General features: G+C 63.5%; 18 protein-coding genes and 1 pseudogene. 3 read left to right on the top strand and 16 right to left on the bottom strand.

Annotated elements, in window-relative coordinates:
- Positions 1-8: 8 nt before the first annotated feature.
- The 7 genes from ccoP to aceA form a co-directional block, all read right to left on the bottom strand.
- The gene (gene ccoP / locus WCZ84_RS09025; RefSeq protein WP_372685941.1) at positions 9-914 is read right to left on the bottom strand and encodes a cytochrome-c oxidase, cbb3-type subunit III; all 906 of its coding nucleotides are present in this window, start codon (positions 912-914) and stop codon (positions 9-11) included.
- Positions 911-1,084: a cbb3-type cytochrome oxidase subunit 3 gene (locus tag WCZ84_RS09020; RefSeq protein WP_372685940.1), complete on the bottom strand. Its 174-nt coding sequence runs from the start codon at positions 1,082-1,084 to the stop codon at positions 911-913. The genes ccoP and WCZ84_RS09020 overlap by 4 nt, the downstream gene beginning before the upstream one ends.
- 1 nt (position 1,085) lies before the next feature.
- On the bottom strand, positions 1,086-1,742 hold the full coding sequence (ccoO, locus tag WCZ84_RS09015) for a cytochrome-c oxidase, cbb3-type subunit II (RefSeq protein ID WP_372685939.1): 657 nt from the start codon (positions 1,740-1,742) through the stop codon (positions 1,086-1,088).
- A gap of 13 nt (positions 1,743-1,755) precedes the next feature.
- The gene (gene ccoN / locus WCZ84_RS09010) at positions 1,756-3,237 is read right to left on the bottom strand and encodes a cytochrome-c oxidase, cbb3-type subunit I (protein WP_372685938.1); all 1,482 of its coding nucleotides are present in this window, start codon (positions 3,235-3,237) and stop codon (positions 1,756-1,758) included.
- Positions 3,238-3,258: 21 nt separating this feature from the next.
- On the bottom strand, positions 3,259-3,402 hold the full coding sequence (ccoS, locus tag WCZ84_RS09005; RefSeq protein WP_372685937.1) for a cbb3-type cytochrome oxidase assembly protein CcoS: 144 nt from the start codon (positions 3,400-3,402) through the stop codon (positions 3,259-3,261).
- Positions 3,403-3,411: 9 nt separating this feature from the next.
- Positions 3,412-4,356, bottom strand: a complete 945-nt coding sequence (locus WCZ84_RS09000; RefSeq protein WP_372685936.1) for a hypothetical protein — start codon at positions 4,354-4,356, stop codon at positions 3,412-3,414.
- A gap of 161 nt (positions 4,357-4,517) precedes the next feature.
- Positions 4,518-5,837, bottom strand: coding sequence for an isocitrate lyase (gene aceA / locus WCZ84_RS08995; protein ID WP_372685935.1), 1,320 nt, complete (start codon positions 5,835-5,837; stop codon positions 4,518-4,520).
- A gap of 280 nt (positions 5,838-6,117) precedes the next feature.
- Here aceA and queF point away from each other — a divergent pair, with 280 nt between their 5' ends.
- Complete coding sequence (queF, locus tag WCZ84_RS08990; RefSeq protein WP_372685934.1) at positions 6,118-6,948, top strand: NADPH-dependent 7-cyano-7-deazaguanine reductase QueF; 831 nt, start codon at positions 6,118-6,120, stop codon at positions 6,946-6,948.
- Positions 6,949-6,958: 10 nt separating this feature from the next.
- Here queF and pgsA read toward each other — a convergent pair whose 3' ends face one another.
- From pgsA to orn, 5 genes and pseudogenes are all read right to left on the bottom strand, one after another.
- On the bottom strand, positions 6,959-7,537 hold the full coding sequence (gene pgsA / locus WCZ84_RS08985) for a CDP-diacylglycerol--glycerol-3-phosphate 3-phosphatidyltransferase (RefSeq protein WP_372685933.1): 579 nt from the start codon (positions 7,535-7,537) through the stop codon (positions 6,959-6,961).
- Between the two features lie 21 nt (positions 7,538-7,558).
- Positions 7,559-9,390: pseudogene (uvrC, locus tag WCZ84_RS08980) on the bottom strand (excinuclease ABC subunit UvrC).
- Entirely contained in the window at positions 9,347-10,402 is a 1,056-nt protein-coding gene (gene nagZ / locus WCZ84_RS08975) for a beta-N-acetylhexosaminidase (protein ID WP_372685932.1), read from the bottom strand. The pseudogene uvrC and the gene nagZ overlap by 44 nt, the downstream one beginning before the upstream one ends.
- Positions 10,399-10,926 (bottom strand): holo-ACP synthase, encoded by a 528-nt coding sequence (acpS, locus tag WCZ84_RS08970; protein WP_372685931.1) that lies wholly within the window; start codon positions 10,924-10,926, stop codon positions 10,399-10,401. Before acpS ends, nagZ begins: the two co-directional genes overlap by 4 nt.
- A 21-nt stretch (positions 10,927-10,947) precedes the next feature.
- On the bottom strand, positions 10,948-11,493 hold the full coding sequence (gene orn, locus WCZ84_RS08965; RefSeq protein ID WP_372685930.1) for an oligoribonuclease: 546 nt from the start codon (positions 11,491-11,493) through the stop codon (positions 10,948-10,950).
- Between the two features lie 54 nt (positions 11,494-11,547).
- On the opposite strand from orn, the gene WCZ84_RS08960 reads away from it, so the two are divergent.
- On the top strand, positions 11,548-12,792 hold the full coding sequence (locus WCZ84_RS08960; RefSeq protein WP_372685929.1) for a M48 family metallopeptidase: 1,245 nt from the start codon (positions 11,548-11,550) through the stop codon (positions 12,790-12,792).
- Entirely contained in the window at positions 12,785-13,684 is a 900-nt protein-coding gene (gene rsgA, locus WCZ84_RS08955) for a ribosome small subunit-dependent GTPase A (protein WP_372685928.1), read from the top strand. Before WCZ84_RS08960 ends, rsgA begins: the two co-directional genes overlap by 8 nt.
- Here rsgA and WCZ84_RS08950 read toward each other — a convergent pair.
- From WCZ84_RS08950 to WCZ84_RS08935, 4 genes are all read right to left on the bottom strand, one after another.
- Positions 13,678-14,430: a CoA pyrophosphatase gene (locus WCZ84_RS08950; protein WP_372685927.1), complete on the bottom strand. Its 753-nt coding sequence runs from the start codon at positions 14,428-14,430 to the stop codon at positions 13,678-13,680. The two genes, rsgA and WCZ84_RS08950, sit on opposite strands and share 7 nt — an antisense overlap.
- Before the next feature lie 78 nt (positions 14,431-14,508).
- Positions 14,509-14,880 (bottom strand): 50S ribosomal protein L19, encoded by a 372-nt coding sequence (gene rplS, locus WCZ84_RS08945; RefSeq protein WP_372685926.1) that lies wholly within the window; start codon positions 14,878-14,880, stop codon positions 14,509-14,511.
- A gap of 126 nt (positions 14,881-15,006) precedes the next feature.
- Positions 15,007-15,171 carry a hypothetical protein gene (locus WCZ84_RS08940; RefSeq protein WP_372685925.1) on the bottom strand — a complete coding sequence of 55 codons (165 nt, stop codon included), beginning with the start codon at positions 15,169-15,171 and terminating at the stop codon, positions 15,007-15,009.
- A 148-nt stretch (positions 15,172-15,319) separates the two neighbouring features.
- The coding region (locus WCZ84_RS08935; RefSeq protein WP_372685924.1) for an acyl-CoA dehydrogenase at positions 15,320-16,244 on the bottom strand (925 nt) is incomplete at its 5' end.

Genomic DNA, 16,244 nt, shown 5'->3' with positions numbered 1-16,244 from the left:
GCGACGTTTTACTGAGGGTTGGACTGGCCCCAGACCCAGCCGGCCAGCAGGCGGATCTGTTCTGGAGTGAGGTTGTCTTTCTGCGCCGGCATCTGGTTGTCGCGGCCATACAGAATGGTTTCCACGATCGTCGGCTCAGAGCTGCCGTACAACCAGATGTCGTCCGTCAGGTTGGGCGCCCCCAGGGCCTGATTGCCCTTGCCGTCGGCACCATGGCAGGCCACGCAATAGGTGTCGAAACCGCGCTTGCCGGCATTGACACGCATGGGATCGTGGGCCAGGCCCGAGAACGAGCGCACGTACTGGGCGATGGCGGAGGCTTCATCGGGCTTGATGGCCGCGCCCCAGGGCGGCATGATGCCGTGGCGCCCCTCGGTGATGGTGGTCAGGATCTGTTCGGGCGAACCGCCCCAAAGCCAATCGCCATCGACCAGATTGGGAAAGCCCCGGCTACCCCGGGCATCCGAGCCGTGGCATTGTGCACAGTTGTTCAGGAACAGGCGCTGACCGATGTCCTGCGCCTGCGCATCGGCCGCGATCTGTTCGATCGGCATATCGCGGTAGCGCGCATAAATCGGCTCGATGCGCTGGGTGAGCGCGGCCTGCTCGGCCTGCACCTGCTTGCCGGCGGTGAAGCCCAGCATGCCGGACCACGACCCCAGGCCCGGATACAGGACCAGATACCCCAGGGCAAAAATGCACAGCCCCAGGTACATCACGGTCCACCAGCGCGGCACCGGATTGTTCAGCTCGGTGAGATCGCCGTCCCAGACGTGGCCGGTGTCTTCGACTTCCGCTACGTCTTGCTTGAGCCACGCGCGCTGGGAAAAAAGCAGATAGACGCACCAGGCGATACCGCCCAGCGCAATAATGGCAATGTAATAGCTCCAGAAGCTGCTGACGAAATCGCTCATGTTTTATCCCCGGTGTTCTTGTCGCTTGGGTATTCATCGGGCAGGTCGAAGGGCAGATGGGCGGCCTGGTCGTTGTCTTTGGCACGGCGCCCCGACCAGGCCCACCAGACGATGCCGATGAAGGTCGCCATGGCCAGTATCGTGCCGATGCCAATCAGTACGGGACTCATGTCAGTGCTCTCCTTTGAGCATCGACTGCAGCGCCGCATCGCGGCCCGCCACCCCCAGGCCCTGCAGGTAGGCAACGATCGCGTCTTCTTCGGTCTTGCCGACCAGCGCGTCGGGTGCCGCCTCGATCTGCGCATCGGTATAGGGCACCCCCATGACGCGCATGACTTCCATGCGATCACGCACGTTGGCGCCTTCGACCGAATTGCGCTGCAGCCAGGGATACGAAGGCATGTTCGATTCTTTCACCACGTCGCGTGGATTGCGCAGGTGGATGCGATGCCATTCATCTGAATAGCGCCCACCGACGCGCGCCAGGTCTGGCCCGGTGCGCTTGGACCCCCACAAGAAGGGATGGTCGTACACGGACTCGCCCGCCACGGAATACGGCCCGTAGCGCTGCACCTCGGACTGCAGCATGCGGATCTGCTGCGAGTGGCAACCCACGCAGCCCTCGCGAATGTAGATGTCTCGCCCCACCAGCCGCAAGGGTTCGTACGGCGTCACCCCTTCGGCAGGCGTGGTGGTCGAGTGCTGGAAAAACAGCGGGATGATCTGCACCAGCCCGGAAAACGACACCACCAGAATGCTGAAGAAGATCAGCAGGCCGATATTGCGCTCGAGCAATTCGTGGGAAAAGCGTTTTTTATGTCCTGACATGATGGTCTGCTCCTTAGGCCGATGCCGGGACGGCGGTTGGGTGGGGCGTGCGGGGGTCGAGCGTCTCGAGCGGCACCTTCGGGTTGACGCCCGTCTGACCCCGCACGGTGAGCCAGGTGTTCCAGCCCATCAGGCAGACGCCGGTCAGGAAGAACAGCCCGCCAAGCAGGCGGATGGCATAAAACGGATACGTGGCCTTGACGACTTCGACGAAGCTATAGGTGAGCATGCCGTCTTCGCTGGTGGCCCGCCACATCAGCCCCTGCATGACCCCCGCGATCCACATGGCGGCGATATACAGCACCACCCCCAGTGTGGCCAGCCAGAAATGCAGATTGACGAGCTCGGGGCGGGCCATTTTCTCGCGCCCATATAGCCGCGGAATCAGGTAATACAGCGATCCGAAGGTGATCATGGCCACCCAGCCCAACGCCCCCGAATGCACGTGGCCGATGGTCCAGTCGGTGTAATGCGACAAGGCATTGACCGTGCGGATCGACATCATCGAGCCCTCGAAGGTGGACATGCCGTAGAAAGACAGCGACACGACGAGGAATTTCAGGATCGGGTCGGTGCGCAGCTTGTGCCAGGCGCCGGACAAGGTCATGATGCCGTTGATCATCCCCCCCCACGAGGGCGCCAGCAGGATCAGCGAGAAGGCCATCCCGAGGGACTGGGTCCAGTCTGGCAGCGAGGTATACAACAGGTGGTGCGGGCCTGCCCACATGTAAGTGAAGGCCAGCGCCCAGAAGTGCACGATGGACAGGCGGTACGAATAAATGGGCCGCCCGGCCTGCTTGGGCACGAAGTAGTACATCATGCCCAGGAAGCTGGTGGTCAGGAAGAAACCGACGGCATTGTGCCCATACCACCACTGCACCATGGCATCCTGGACGCCCGGATAGATGGAATACGACTTCCACATGGACACCGGCAGCTCGAGGTTGTTGAAGAGGTACAGAATGGCGATGGTCAGGATGTATGAGCCAAAAAACCAGTTGGCCACATAAATGTGTTTGACGCGGCGCTTGACGATGGTGCCGAAAAACACGATGGCGTAGGCCACCCAGACAATCACCACCAGGATATCCAGCGGCCATTCGAGTTCGGCGTATTCCTTGGTGGACGTGAAGCCCATGGGCAGCGTGATGACGGCGCCCACCAATACCAGCTGCCACCCCCAGAAGGTGAAGGCCGCCAGCTTTTCCGAGAACAGACGCGCCTGACAGGTGCGTTGCACGACGTAGTAGGACGTTGCAAACAACCCGCAGCCCCCGAAGGCGAAGATCACGCCATTGGTATGCAGCGGCCGTAAACGGCCGTAGGTGAGCCAGGGGATGTCAAAATTGAGCTGAGGCCAGATCAGCTGTGCAGCAATCAACACCCCGACGGCCATCCCGACGATGCCCCAAAAAACGGTGGCGATGGCGAACTGCCTGACCACGCGGTAGTTGAAGGTCTCGGCCGGAGCACTGGCGGTACCGGTCATGCCCATAAATGTTCCCCTCAGAACAAGTCAAGAATCATCATCATCGAGGATGGCCTGTGCGGCCTCCCCCGCTTCGTCGAATTGGCCCGAAAAAACGGCCCACCAGAATGCCACGCCGATCCCCAGCACGAGCAACAGGGAAATCGGCAAAAGCAGGAAGAGGCCATCCATCGCCACCCCCTACCCGGTACTGCCCACCAGGCCCAACCCGCTCGGGCCCTGGATGCGCGTCAGGCGCCAGGCGTTGACGGCCACGGCCAGGGACGACATGAGCATGGTGAGCGCCGCCAGCCACGGCTGCACCCAGCCCATGGCCGCCAGGGGCGTGACCAGCACGTGCCAGGCCAGCGAGCCAAACAGATTCTGCCGCGCCACACGTCGCATGGCCGCGTCCAGCCGCTGAGCGTCGAGCGCCGACGAACGGTCGTGGCGCAACGACAGCGTGCGCCTCGCCGCCAACGCGGCCGGCACGGACATGGACAGCGCACAGGGGCAGCTCATGACCAGCAGCGCCACGGTCACGGCCACGGCCTGATCGGGCTGGACCGACCACCACCACAGCCCGACGCCTGCCGCGAGCACAAGCTGCACGCACACGAAACGCAGGGCCCAGCGATCGGCCAGCGCCAGCAGATGGCCTTCGAGGCCGCCTGCCGACCGCGAGCCGGCTGCCTGCCGGGCACATAATTCGAGATAGCGCGCGCCCATGAGAAAGGCGACGAACATGGACACCGAATCGAAATACACTTCGCCCGTTTGGCGCCAGGTGGCGATTACGCTGGGGATGAAAGCGGCCAGCAGGCCCAGGGCAACGGGGACGTCCATGCCCACACGACGCCGCGCCAGATCGCGCCAGGCCCCCTGCCACAGGGGCCAGGCACAGTACGTCATGAGCGGCACGCACAGGACCAGGCTGGACCAGTTCATGAGCACGATGGCCTGCTCGAGCGTCTGCTGGGCCTCGGCCGAGCGTTCCACAGGACGCATATAGCCGGGGAACGCAAGCATCATGACCTGCATCATCACCAGCCAGGCCAACCCCGTGCGCGCCAACATGCGGCGCCGTTCACGACGCGAAGACTCGCCGAGGCCAGGAGGCGGGGAAAACAGGTTGGGCGTACGCATGAGCGGACTATAGCCAGACCCGCGAAAAGATACTTTGATCCAGATCAAGGCGTTGACGTCCGCATCCGCGCCAGCCAAGGGATCAGGCCAAAAAAAGGGGAGGCTGCCCCTCCCCGTACTACATATGGCACCGGGGCCGTTTCACGGGCCCGGCGTCTGCATCAGACCGCTTCCGACTCGGCATGCTCGTCGAATTGAGCCTCTTCGGTGGACCCTGTCAGGGCCGTTGTCGACGACTGCCCGCCTTCGATGGCCTGCGTGACGGCATCAAAATAACCCACACCGACCTCGCGCTGGTGCTTGACGGCCGTGAAGCCCTTGTCGGCAGCGGCGAATTCCTTCTGCTGCAATTCGACGAACGCGGACATCTGATGGCTGGCATAGCCATGGGCCAGCTCGAACATGCTGTAGTTGAGCGCATGGAACCCGGCCAGCGTAATGAACTGGAACTTGTAGCCCATGGCGCCAAGTTCGCGCTGGAACCGTGCCACCGTGGCGTCATCCAGGTTCTTTTTCCAGTTGAAGGACGGCGAACAGTTATAGGCCAGCATCTTGCCTGGGAAGCGCCGGTGAATGGCTTCGGCGAACTGGCGCGCATGGTCGAGATCGGGCGTCGACGTCTCGCACCAGATCAGGTCCGCGTACGGCGCATAGGCCAGGCCCCGCGCAATGGCCTGATCCAGGCCCGCCCGGGTACGGAAGAAGCCCTCGACCGTACGCTCGCCGGTGATGAAGGGCGCGTCGTTCTCGTCGATGTCGCTGGTCAGCAAATCCGCGGCCTCGGCATCGGTACGGGCCACCAGCAAGGTGGGCACGTCCATCACGTCGGCGGCCAGGCGCGCCGCAACCAATTTGGAGACCGCCTCGCGCGTGGGCACCAGCACCTTGCCGCCCATGTGGCCGCATTTCTTGACGGAAGCCAGCTGGTCCTCGAAGTGCACGCCCGCCGCACCCGCCTCGATCATGGCCTTCATGAGCTCGAAGGCATTGAGCACGCCCCCGAAACCCGCTTCGGCATCCGCCACGATGGGCGCCAGGTAGTCGGTATAACCGGCATCGCCGGGATTCTTGCCTTCCATCCATTGGATCTGATCACAGCGCATCAGGGCATTGTTGATGCGCCGTACCACCATGGGGACCGAGTTGGCGGGATACAGGGACTGGTCCGGATACATTTCGCCCGCGATGTTGGCGTCTCCGGCCACTTGCCAGCCCGACAGGTAGATGGCTTTCAGGCCCGCCTTGACCTGCTGCATGGCCTGGTTGCCCGTCAGGGCCCCGAGTGCGTTGACGAAAGGCTCTTCGTGCAGCAAGCGCCACAGACTGTCCGCGCCGCGGCGCGCCAGACTGTGCTCGACCTTGACCGAGCCGCGCAAACGCACGACTTCTTCGGCATCGTAGCCGCGCTTGATGCCTTGCCAGCGGGGGTCTTCCGCCCAGCGGCGCTGCAGGTTGCGAACTTCTTGCTCTCGGGTGCTCATGGTGCATCTCCTAATGGAATGGGATGACCACAGTGTACGCCTATGGTGCGCCGCATATAACCCATCTATCTTATATAAGACAATATTTTTTTTACTATTTAATCAATAGATTACATTCATTATTTCATGTGATGAAATCTTTTTGAACATAATGAAAATCGGTTCAATGCACCGCAGCATTCTATTTTCATATCCCAAAAAGAAGATTTCATCATGCGAAATGAAGGATGGCGGTATACAGTAACGGTATTCCGTGCATTTTCCTTCCCGGCCATTCACCATGCCATTCAAGCCCCTGTCAGAAAGCCCCCTGGGCAAAACGGTCGTCGCCCCCGACCACTACGACCCCAACCTGTTGCACGTCATCGAACGCAGCCTGACGCGCAGCGGCCTGGCCTTGCCGCAGGCCAGCCACGGCGGCGACATCTGGAACGCCTATGAGCTATCCTGGCTGGATGCAGGGGGCAAGCCGGTGGTGGCCATGGGCCGTTTTACGTTCCCCCACGACAGCCCGGGCCTGATCGAATCCAAGTCCTTCAAGCTGTATCTGAACAGCTACAACGACGAACGCTTCGAGTACGCGGACATCGTTCGGCTGCGTCTGTATACCGACCTGTCGCGCGCCTGCGGCAAACCAGTCGGTGTCGAGATTCTGTCCGTACGACCCGCCTTCGAGCTCAGCTGCGCCCCCTTGCGCGGCACGTGCATCGATGACCAGAAGCTGCAGTTCGACGCCGGCGGCGAGCCGCGGCCCGAGGCCCTGGCATGCACGCGCTCGGCGCCGTTCGTGCGCGAAACCCTGGTCAGTGAACTATTGAAGTCGAACTGCCCGGTCACCGGCCAACCCGACTGGGCGAGCCTGCAGGTCAGCTATGCCGGCCCGCAAATCGACCGCGAAGGCCTGTTGCGCTATGTCGTCTCATTGCGCCACACGCAAGAGTTTCACGAGCTGTGCGTAGAAAAGATCTTTGGCGAGATCATGCAGCGTTGCCAACCGGACACCTTGCTGGTTTATGCCCGCTACACCCGGCGCGGTGGCCTGGACATCAACCCGTGGCGCGCCAATCACGACCCCGGCGAGATCAGCCAGACGCGCACGCTCAGGCAATGAAGGCGGCTGCTTAGCCCGGGCCGTCCGCCCGTTCGCGCATCTGCGGCCAGGCCATGCGCAAGTACCAGCACATCGACCAGAAGGTCAGGATGGCGGCCACCACGATGAGCACGCCGCCGATCCAGCGCACGGGCAGATTGCGCCAGGGCTCCCAGTACAACAGGCATGGGATGGCGACCATCTGCGCCGCCGTCTTGAACTTGCCCAGCCAGTTGACGGCCACGCTGCTGCTTGCACCGATCTTCGCCATCCATTCGCGCAGGGCCGAAATCGTGATTTCGCGCCCGATGATGACCAGCGCGATGAGCGAATCCACCCGACCCAGATCCAGCAGGATCAGCAGGGCCGCGCAAACCATGAGCTTGTCGGCCACCGGGTCCAGAAACGCACCGAATGCGGAGGTCTGGTTCCAACGGCGCGCAAGCCAGCCATCGAGCCAGTCTGTCACGGCCGCCACGACGAAGGCAAGCGCAGCCGCGGCATCGCGCCAGCCTGCCGTCCAGGCATCCGGCAGATAGAAGACGCCCACGATCAGCGGGATCATGGCAATGCGCAACCAGGTGAGGGCGATCGGGATATTCAGCGGCATGATAGGCGCATACTACCTTGTTCACTCGTGCAATGCATCGTAAATGCGCTCGGCCAACTCATCCGAGATGCCCGTCACGCTGCGCAGCTCGTCGATGCTCGCATCCACCACCCCCGAAAAGCCACCGAAACGGGCCAGCAGCTTTTGCCGCCGCTGCTTGCCGATGCCTTCGATTTCCTCGAGGCGCGAGACATTGCGCGCCCGCGCGCGCCGCGCCCGCATGCCGGTGATGGCGAACCGGTGCGCCTCGTCGCGGACCTGGGCCACCAGCATCAGCGCCGGCGACTCGACCCCAAGCGCCACGGGCGTCCGGCCATCGGCAAACACCAACGTCTCGAGCCCGACCCGACGATGGTCGCCCTTGGCCACCCCCACCAGGGTGGCAATATCCAGGCCCAGCTCGACGAACACCTGGCGGGCCACCTCGACCTGGCCCTTGCCGCCGTCGATCAGGACCACGTCCGGCATGGGCGCCTGGCCGTCGGCCACGTGCGCAAACCGCCGCGTGAGTACCTGGCGCATGGCCGCATAGTCGTCACCCGGCTCGATGCCGGCGATGTTGAAACGGCGGTACAGCGAATGCTGCATCTCGTGATGGCGGTACACCACACAAGAAGCCTGGGTCGCCTCGCCCGCGGTATGGCTGATGTCGAAACACTCGATGTGCAAGGCATCGAGCGCTGTCTCGTCGGTGTCGAGATCCAGCTCTATGGCCAATGCGCGGGTACGCGCCTCGCGGGCACTGGACTCGCTCAGGCGGTTGGCCAGAGCGCGTTGCGCGTTGCGCCGCGCCTGATCCAGCCAGGCGCGGCGTGCACCCTGGGGACGGGTCAGGACCCGCACAGGATGGCCATGTTGCGACGCCAGCATGGCCAGCAGATCGGCATCCGGAATGGGATGAGAGCACACCAGGACGGCGGGCGCAGGATTATCCGCATAGTGCTGGGCAATGAAGGCCGCCAGAATGTCTTCGGCCGCCTGATCCTGCACCTGAGTGGGAAACAGGGGCTTGTCACCCAGGTGGCGGCCATTGCGGACCATGGCAAGATTGACGCACACGCGGCCTTCTGCCTGCTCGAGCGCGATGATGTCGACGCTGTCCTCACCCACCTGCTCCATGGTCTGCTGCTGGAGCACCTTGGCCAGGGCGCGCATCTGGTCGCGCAGCACGGCCGCCTGCTCGTAATCCTGCCGGTCCGATGCCGCCATCATGCGCGCCTCGATGTCCTGCATGACTTCATCTGAGCGCCCTTCCAGAAAGCGGATCGCACGCTGCACATCGGCCTGATAGTCTTCGAGCGAAATCAGGCCCACGCAGGGCGCCGAACAGCGCCCGATCTGGTAGAGCAGGCACGGACGCGTCCGGTGCGCGTAGACGCTGTCTTCGCAAGTGCGCAGACGAAACACCTTCTGCAGGATCTGTATGGTTTCGCGCACGGCCCACGAACTGGGATAGGGGCCGAAGAAATGCCCCTTGCCGCGGGTACTGCCGCGATAGTAGACCAGCCGCGGCGCCTCGTGGTCGGTGATATGCAGATACGGGTAGACTTGTCATCCCGAAAGAGAATGTTGTAGCGGGGCCGCAGACGCTTGATCAGGTTGTTTTCCAGGATCAGCGCTTCCGCCTCGGTGCGCGTGACCGTGATTTCCGTACGCGCGACCCGCGCCAGCATGTGGGCGATGCGCGGGCCGTGGCCGGATTTCCGGAAGTACGAGCTGACCCGGCGTTTGAGATCGCGCGCCTTGCCTACGTACAGGACTTCGCCCTGGGCGTCGAGGTGCCGGTAGACCCCCGGCAGGTGCGGCAGATCAGCCAGGAAGGTCTTCAGATTGAAAGCTTCGGGCTCGGACATATCTGGCATCGGACAGAAGCTCGGCCCAGCTGGGCGCCGGCCGGCTGGGCCGCAAGCGGCGGACGCGATTCACCGACGCCATCTGCGGCGGCTGGTCTGCCAGGCGCTCGAGCAGGGCATCGGCGAGATCGGGTCGATTGCATACCAGCACCATATCGCAGCCGGCCTGCAGGGCCGCCTGCGCCCGTGCATGGATATCGCCTGCGACGCGGGCCCCTTCCATGGTCAAGTCATCGGAAAACACCACTCCATCATACTGCAGACGATTGCGCAGGATGTCGGTGATCCAGCGCTGAGAGAACCCCGCCGGCTCGGGTGCCACTTGAGAATAGATGACGTGGGCCGGCATCACGGCCGGCAGGACCAGGTCTCCCAACCACGCATAGGGGGCTGCGTCGGCATCGAGGATCTCGCCCAGCGAACGCGCGTCTACGGGCACCTCGAGGTGAGAATCGGCGGCGACGGCGCCGTGCCCCGGAAAATGCTTGCCACAAGCCGCCATGCCGGCCTGCCCCAGCCCCTGGACCAGCGCGCGGGCCAGCAGGGCCACCACGGCGGGATCGTCATGCAGGGCCCGGTCTCCGATGACCTGGCTGGGCCCGTAGTCCAGGTCCAGCACCGGCGTAAAGCTGAGATCGACCCCGCAGGCGCGCAGCTCGCTGGCCAGGACGAAGCCGATTTCGGTCAGGGCGTGCAACGCCGCCTGGGGGTCTTGATCGTACCAGCGGCCAAAGCTGCGCATGGGCGGTATGGCGGTAAAGCCGTCGGTCCGAAACCGCTGCACCCGCCCCCCCTCGTGATCCACTGCAATCAGCAGGGGCTCGTCGCGCACCGCATGGATACTCTGGCAAAGGCCGAGCAGTTGGTCGCGATCGGCGAAGTTGCGGGCAAACAGGATCACGCCGCCGGTCTGCGGATGCGTGAGGCGGCGGACCTCGGCCGCCGTGAGTTCGAAGCCGGCGACGTCGACCATGACCGGCCCCGGCATCCATCCCGATACGTGAACGTTCATGCCACCCCCCCACCGACGGACCCCTCGGGCCCTGTGACACAGGGCGCATCCAGCCCGCCGGAGCGGGCTAGATGCTCGATGATGACAAATGCAGCCACCATGTCGGCTTCATCGGTCATCGACACGTGCGCAGGACCGAAACGCACCTGGTACCAGTCTGCGAGTTCGGCTGACAGGTGGATTTCAGGTGCCCCGCCGCGACGATTGAGTATCTGCACGCGCGACCAGGTCATGGGCATGTGAATGCCCAGGCCGATCGCCTTGGAAAACGCCTCTTTGGCCGCAAAGCGCGTCGCCAGGTAGCGGATGCCCCGGCGTGCATCCCGGGCGGCCCGACGCGCGTGCACGCTTTGTTCTTCGGGCCCCAGGATGCGCTCGACGAAACGCCGGCCATGGCGCGCATAGACCCGCTCGACGCGGGCCACCTGCAGCAAATCGGTGCCGATGCCGGCAATCCCTGGTGCGTGCACAGTGCCTCCTGGAAAATGGGCGATTCCGGCACCCAGCGCAAGCGCGCCCAGCATGCCGCGGACATCAGCCAGTGACTACAGTTTCAGAAAATGCTGACGATAATGCTTGAGCTCGTCGATCGATTCCTGAATATCGGCCAGCGCCTCGTGCTTGCCGATCTTGTTGAAGCTGCGATAGACCTCGGGTTTCCAGCGCAAAGAGAGTTCCTTCAGTGTACTCACATCCAGATTGCGGTAATGGAAATAGGCTTCGAGCCTTGGCATGTATCGCACCATGAATCGGCGATCCTGGCAAATCGTGTTGCCGCACATGGGTGATTTGCCCGCGGGCACCAGCGGCTCGAGAAACCGCAGCAGGATGTCCTGGGCCTGTTCTTCCGTCAGTGTAGAGGCCTTGACCCGCTCGATCAGGCCGCTTTTACCATGGGTCGACTGGTTCCATTTATCCATGTTGTCGAGCACCGCCTGCGGCTGATGAACGACCAGCACGGGCGCCTGGGCGACCACGGCCAGATCGGCTTCGGTCACGATCACGGCAATTTCCAGAATGCGCTCCTTTTCTGGATCCAGGCCCGACATCTCCATGTCGAGCCAGATGAGGCGCTGGTCATGCAGAGCCATACTCTATAATCCCTTATTGCAAAGTCCTGATTTTCGCACATTGGCCCGACCCGCATGCTGACCGCCCTGTTTCTCGCCTGCCTGCTGGGCGACCTGGCCTTGCGAACCTGGTTGGCCCGGCGGCAAATACGCCACGTCATGGCCCACCGCGATCGCGTGCCCGAAGCCTTCGCCCACCGTATCGGCCTGCACAGCCATCAGCGGGCGGCCGACTACACGGCAGCCCGCAGTCACCTTACGATCATCGAACGCATCGTCGAAGCCGCCGTGCTGCTCGCACTGACGCTGTTGGGCGGATTGCAGTGGCTGGATATTCTCGCCGCGCGCCTGGTCGAATCCGAACTCTGGCGGCAGGCGCTGCTCATCGCGGTGGTGTTGGCGTTCCTGGGCCTCATCGGTCTTGCGTTCTCCGCCTGGCGCACCTTCGTCCTCGAGGCCCGGTTTGGCTTCAACCGCATGACGCCGCGCCTGTTCGTGGTCGACAGCCTCAAAATGCTGGTGGTCACCCTGGTACTGGGCATTCCGCTGTTGTTGGCCATCCTGTGGCTGATGCAGGCCAGTGCGCAGCACTGGGCCTGGTGGGCCTGGGGGGTCTGGGTGGGTTTCAACCTGCTCGTCCTGTGGCTGTATCCCGGTTTCATCGCCCCCTGGTTCAACCGCTTCACGCCGCTCGACAACCCCGAACTGAGCGAGCGCATCCACGCCCTGGCACAGCGCTGTCACTTCGGTCTCGAAGGCCTGTTCGTCATGGACGGCTCACGCCGATCCGCCCATGGCAATGCCTACTTCACAGGGTTTGGCCGACATCGCCGAATCGTCTTTTTCGATACCCTGCTGGCGCGCCTGAACATCGATGAGGTCGAAGCCGTGCTGGCGCACGAACTGGGACACTTCGCGCATCGCCACGTCCTGCGGCGCATCGTCGTCAACTTCCTGGTGGCGGGCGTCCTGTTGCAACTGCTGGCCTGGCTCTCTACACAAACCTGGTTCTACGTGCAGCTCGGCGTGATCCCGCAGCTGGGCCGGCCCAATGACGGCCTGGCCCTGCTGCTGTTCATGCTGACACTGCCCGTGTTCACCTTCTGGGTCACGCCCATCGCCAGCCTCCTGTCGCGCCGCGACGAATTTCAGGCCGATCGCTATGCGGTCGCCCAATGCGGCGCGCAACCGCTGGTCGATGCCCTGGTCAAACTTTACGACGACAACGCCGCCACGCTGACCCCCGACCCCCTGCATTCCGCCTGGTACGACAGCCACCCCTCGGCCGCCGTGCGCATCGCGCACCTGCGTCATGTCTGAACCCGCCCTGCTCCAAGGGCGCATCGTCGCCGCCCACGGACGGCATTATTCAGTCGAAATGGCCCCTCGGGGCGACATTCGGCAATGCTATACGCGCGGGAAAAGATCGGGTCTGGCGGTGGGCGACCAGGTGCGGGTCCGCCCAGAGGGCCAGGAAGGCCTGATCGTCGAAGTCCTGCCACGCCGCAACTTGTTCTATCGCTCGGATGCCAACCGCAGCAAATTATTCGCAGCCAATATCGACCAGTTGCTCCTGGTCGTGGCGCCAGAGCCCGAATTCTCCATGGATCTCGTCAATCGGGCGCTGGTGGCGGCCGCCAGCGCAGGGGTGCCGGTTCACATTCTATTGAACAAGGCCGATTTACCCACGGTGGCGCAGGCCCGCCAGCGGCTGCAGGGCCTGGCCGATTTAGGGGTGCCCATCACTGTGCTGAGCGCCCTGGATCCTGCCGCGGTCCGACGGCTTCTAAGTCCGTTGCTGCGCAACCGATCCAGCCTGTTGCTGGGGCAAAGCGGCATGGGCAAGTCGACCCTGCTCAATGCGCTGGTGCCAGAGGCCCGTGCCGAAACCGGCGCGCTGTCCGCCGCCCTGGGCACGGGGCGCCACACGACGACCCATACCCGCCTGCACCCTTTGCCGCAAGGGGGCACCTTGATCGACTCGCCCGGTTTTCAGGCGTTTGGTTTGCAACATCTCAGTGCGCACGACGTGGCGCGCGGTTTTCCAGAACTGGCTGCCGCCGCCGAAGAATGCCGGTTTGCGGACTGCAGACACCGCCATGAACCGGGCTGCGCGGTACGGGCCGGCATCGAGCGCGGCGAGATTCAACCAGACAGGCACGCACTGTATCTGCGCATTCTCGAAGAAAACGCCGCAGGCGAGCGTTATTGAGTCTTTTTGGGCTGGGGTTGGGCGGGTTGGACCGACTGGGATGCCGCCAGAAAATGGTATAGGTTGCGGATCAGCATGGCCGTTGCGCCCCAGATGAAGTGCGACTGCCAACGGATCGAGTAATAGCAACGCCCCTGGCCGGAATCGGCCTGCATGCGATGCAGCACATGCCGCGCGGGATCCATGAGCACCGCCAGCGGTACCTCGAAGACCTCGGCGACTTCCGACGCATCGGGCATGATACGAAAACCGGGCAGCAATTCGCCCACGATGGGCGTCATGAGGAACTGGGTGGTGGTGAGCAAACTGGGCTGCGTGCCAATGACGCGCACGTATTGGCGCTCGATACCGACTTCTTCGCGCGTTTCCCGGATAGCGGCGTCGATAGGGCCAGGATCCCCGGGCTCGATGCATCCACCGGGAAAGCTGACCTGGCCGGCATGATGGTGCAGGTGATCTGCACGACGCGTGAGCAACACGTTCAGGCCGTCGACGCGCGGCACCAATGGCATCAGGACGGCCGCCTGCCGCGCCCCCTGACTGGCCGTACCCGATACGAAGAATTCATGGCTGAACAAAGGCTCGACCTGCCAGGGTACCGGGTGTTCGAACGCCTGGCGGATGCGTTCCATTTGCAGGCTGGTTGGCGGCAGGGCGGGCAGCGGGCGGCTGGGCACCACAGGCTGTGTAACCGGATCGAACCCGTGCTCGTGCCTGACTGAACGAGCCTGAATCAGCTGCGACATGGCATTCCGAAAAAGACTGCCGCAAAACGCACAAGGCACCCTGCCGGGGTGCCTTGTGGATGAATGCCCGAAATAGAATCAGACGGCCTTGCGGACCAGTTTTTCCTTGATGCGGGCAGACTTACCCGTGCGGCTACGCAGGTAGTACAGTTTAGCACGGCGAACCGCACCACGGCGCTTGACTTCGATGCTGGCAATTTGTGGCGAATACAGCTGGAAGGTGCGTTCCACGGATTCGCCAGACGACATCTTGCGTACGGTGAACGCCGAGTTCAGGCCGCGGTTGCGGCGACCGATGACCACGCCTTCGTAGGCCTGCACGCGCTTGCGCGTGCCTTCGACCACATTGACGTTGACGACGACGGTATCGCCTGGGCCAAAATCCGGCAGGGTGCGCCCCTGCATGAGGCGGGCGATTTCTTCTTGCTCTAGGGTTTCGATGAGATTCACACTGGGCTCCATGGCATCTTGGACCTGCGGCGTTGTTGGATGCGGTATGACCGGGCCAGAGGATGCAAAGCCAAGTATTATACACGCAACACGCAAGCCGCTGTAGACGGCTGTAGCCCGGCCCTGCTAGAAACCGGCGGCCACCCCGAGCCACAGGGTTGCAGGCACCATGGCGGCCCAGAGCAGGACCATAAGCACATCGGCCAGGCCCTGCCGCACCCCCTTGCCCTGAAGCCGCATACCACGGCACGGCTTGCCGTACGACGCCGAATGAATACCCGCCTTGACCATGAGAGCCTCCGGTTGGGCCGCCACCCCAGGAGCGCGGCGACACTGTGGTTATGAACAGTACTTGAATGCACTGTACACAACCACAGTGTTTTTCGCAAGAGGCCATCGGCCGACAGGCCCGTGCCCGCATCAGGGGCGCATCGTGCGGCTACAACGCCCGGCCGTCCTCGATCGCCGAGGCCAACGCCCCCGCCCGCGGCAACACATGAACGGCATAGGCCAGCGCCGTTTGAAGCTTCCGCTTGTGGAATGCGTCATTGGGTGCATCGGCCAGCACGTGCGCGGCCACCTGGGCTGCCCGCGCCAGCTGCCAGCCGGCATGCACCGTGCCCGCCAGCATCAGGCACGGCACGCTGCCCGCAAAAACGGCCCGTACGTCTTCGCCCAGGGTCGCCAGGACGAACCCGATTGCCTGGTCATAGGCATCGATCGCCGTCTCTAGACGGCGGGCGATCAGGTGAAGATCGGCCGCACCCGAACCGTCGGCGGCCTGCAACGCCGTGACGGTATCCCGCATGGCGGCGATCTGGCTACGGGCAACCGCCCCGCCGTCGCGCGCCAGCTTGCGGCCGATGAAATCATTGGCCTGTATCGCCGTCGTGCCTTCGTAGATGGGCAGGATCCGGGCATCCCGGTAGTACTGGGCCGCACCGGTCTCTTCGATGTAGCCCATACCGCCGTGCACCTGAACGCCGAGAGAAGCGACCTCGACGGCCGATTCGGTCGAGAACCCCTTCACGATGGGCACCAGATATTCGTACACCGCCCGACAGGCCGCCCGGGTCTCGGGATCGGGCGCATGGCGCGCGCGATCATTCAGGCCGGCGGCCACATAAGCGACGGCCCGCGTGCCTTCGGCCAGACCCCGCATGATGCCCAGCATACGGGCCACGTCAGGATGCTGCTCGATGGGCACGGGGCCGGCAGAGCCCTCGGGGGGCCGCCCCTGGATCCGCTCGGCGGCATAGGCCGTGGCATGCTGCAGGGCGGCCTCGGCCACCGCCACGCCCTGCAGGCCCACCGCGTAGCGCGCCGCGTTCATCATGATGAACATGTATTCCAGCCCACGGTTT

It is taken from the genome of Castellaniella sp. (genome assembly GCF_041675725.1).
Lineage (GTDB): Bacteria > Pseudomonadota > Gammaproteobacteria > Burkholderiales > Burkholderiaceae_B > Castellaniella.
Note: the sequence above shows the minus strand (reverse complement) of the source record. Positions and strands in the feature narration are given on the sequence as shown.

What these genes read in the sequence shown, in the direction of transcription:
- ccoO (WP_372685939.1), bottom strand. Translation starts at nt 1,742, where the DNA reads ATGTCAGGACATAAAAAACGCTTTTCCCACGAATTGCTCGAGCGCAAT.
- orn (WP_372685930.1), bottom strand. Translation starts at nt 11,493, where the DNA reads ATGGCTCTGCATGACCAGCGCCTCATCTGGCTCGACATGGAGATGTCG.
- aceA (WP_372685935.1), bottom strand. Translation starts at nt 5,837, where the DNA reads ATGAGCACCCGAGAGCAAGAAGTTCGCAACCTGCAGCGCCGCTGGGCG.
- ccoP (WP_372685941.1), bottom strand. Translation starts at nt 914, where the DNA reads ATGAGCGATTTCGTCAGCAGCTTCTGGAGCTATTACATTGCCATTATT.
- queF (WP_372685934.1), top strand. Translation starts at nt 6,118, where the DNA reads ATGCCATTCAAGCCCCTGTCAGAAAGCCCCCTGGGCAAAACGGTCGTC.
- nagZ (WP_372685932.1), bottom strand. Translation starts at nt 10,402, where the DNA reads ATGAACGTTCACGTATCGGGATGGATGCCGGGGCCGGTCATGGTCGAC.
- WCZ84_RS08950 (WP_372685927.1), bottom strand. Translation starts at nt 14,430, where the DNA reads ATGTCGCAGCTGATTCAGGCTCGTTCAGTCAGGCACGAGCACGGGTTC.
- WCZ84_RS08940 (WP_372685925.1), bottom strand. Translation starts at nt 15,171, where the DNA reads ATGGTCAAGGCGGGTATTCATTCGGCGTCGTACGGCAAGCCGTGCCGT.
- ccoS (WP_372685937.1), bottom strand. Translation starts at nt 3,402, where the DNA reads ATGGATGGCCTCTTCCTGCTTTTGCCGATTTCCCTGTTGCTCGTGCTG.
- rsgA (WP_372685928.1), top strand. Translation starts at nt 12,785, where the DNA reads ATGTCTGAACCCGCCCTGCTCCAAGGGCGCATCGTCGCCGCCCACGGA.
- ccoN (WP_372685938.1), bottom strand. Translation starts at nt 3,237, where the DNA reads ATGGGCATGACCGGTACCGCCAGTGCTCCGGCCGAGACCTTCAACTAC.
- WCZ84_RS08960 (WP_372685929.1), top strand. Translation starts at nt 11,548, where the DNA reads ATGCTGACCGCCCTGTTTCTCGCCTGCCTGCTGGGCGACCTGGCCTTG.
- pgsA (WP_372685933.1), bottom strand. Translation starts at nt 7,537, where the DNA reads ATGCCGCTGAATATCCCGATCGCCCTCACCTGGTTGCGCATTGCCATG.
- acpS (WP_372685931.1), bottom strand. Translation starts at nt 10,926, where the DNA reads ATGCTGGGCGCGCTTGCGCTGGGTGCCGGAATCGCCCATTTTCCAGGA.
- WCZ84_RS09020 (WP_372685940.1), bottom strand. Translation starts at nt 1,084, where the DNA reads ATGAGTCCCGTACTGATTGGCATCGGCACGATACTGGCCATGGCGACC.
- WCZ84_RS09000 (WP_372685936.1), bottom strand. Translation starts at nt 4,356, where the DNA reads ATGCGTACGCCCAACCTGTTTTCCCCGCCTCCTGGCCTCGGCGAGTCT.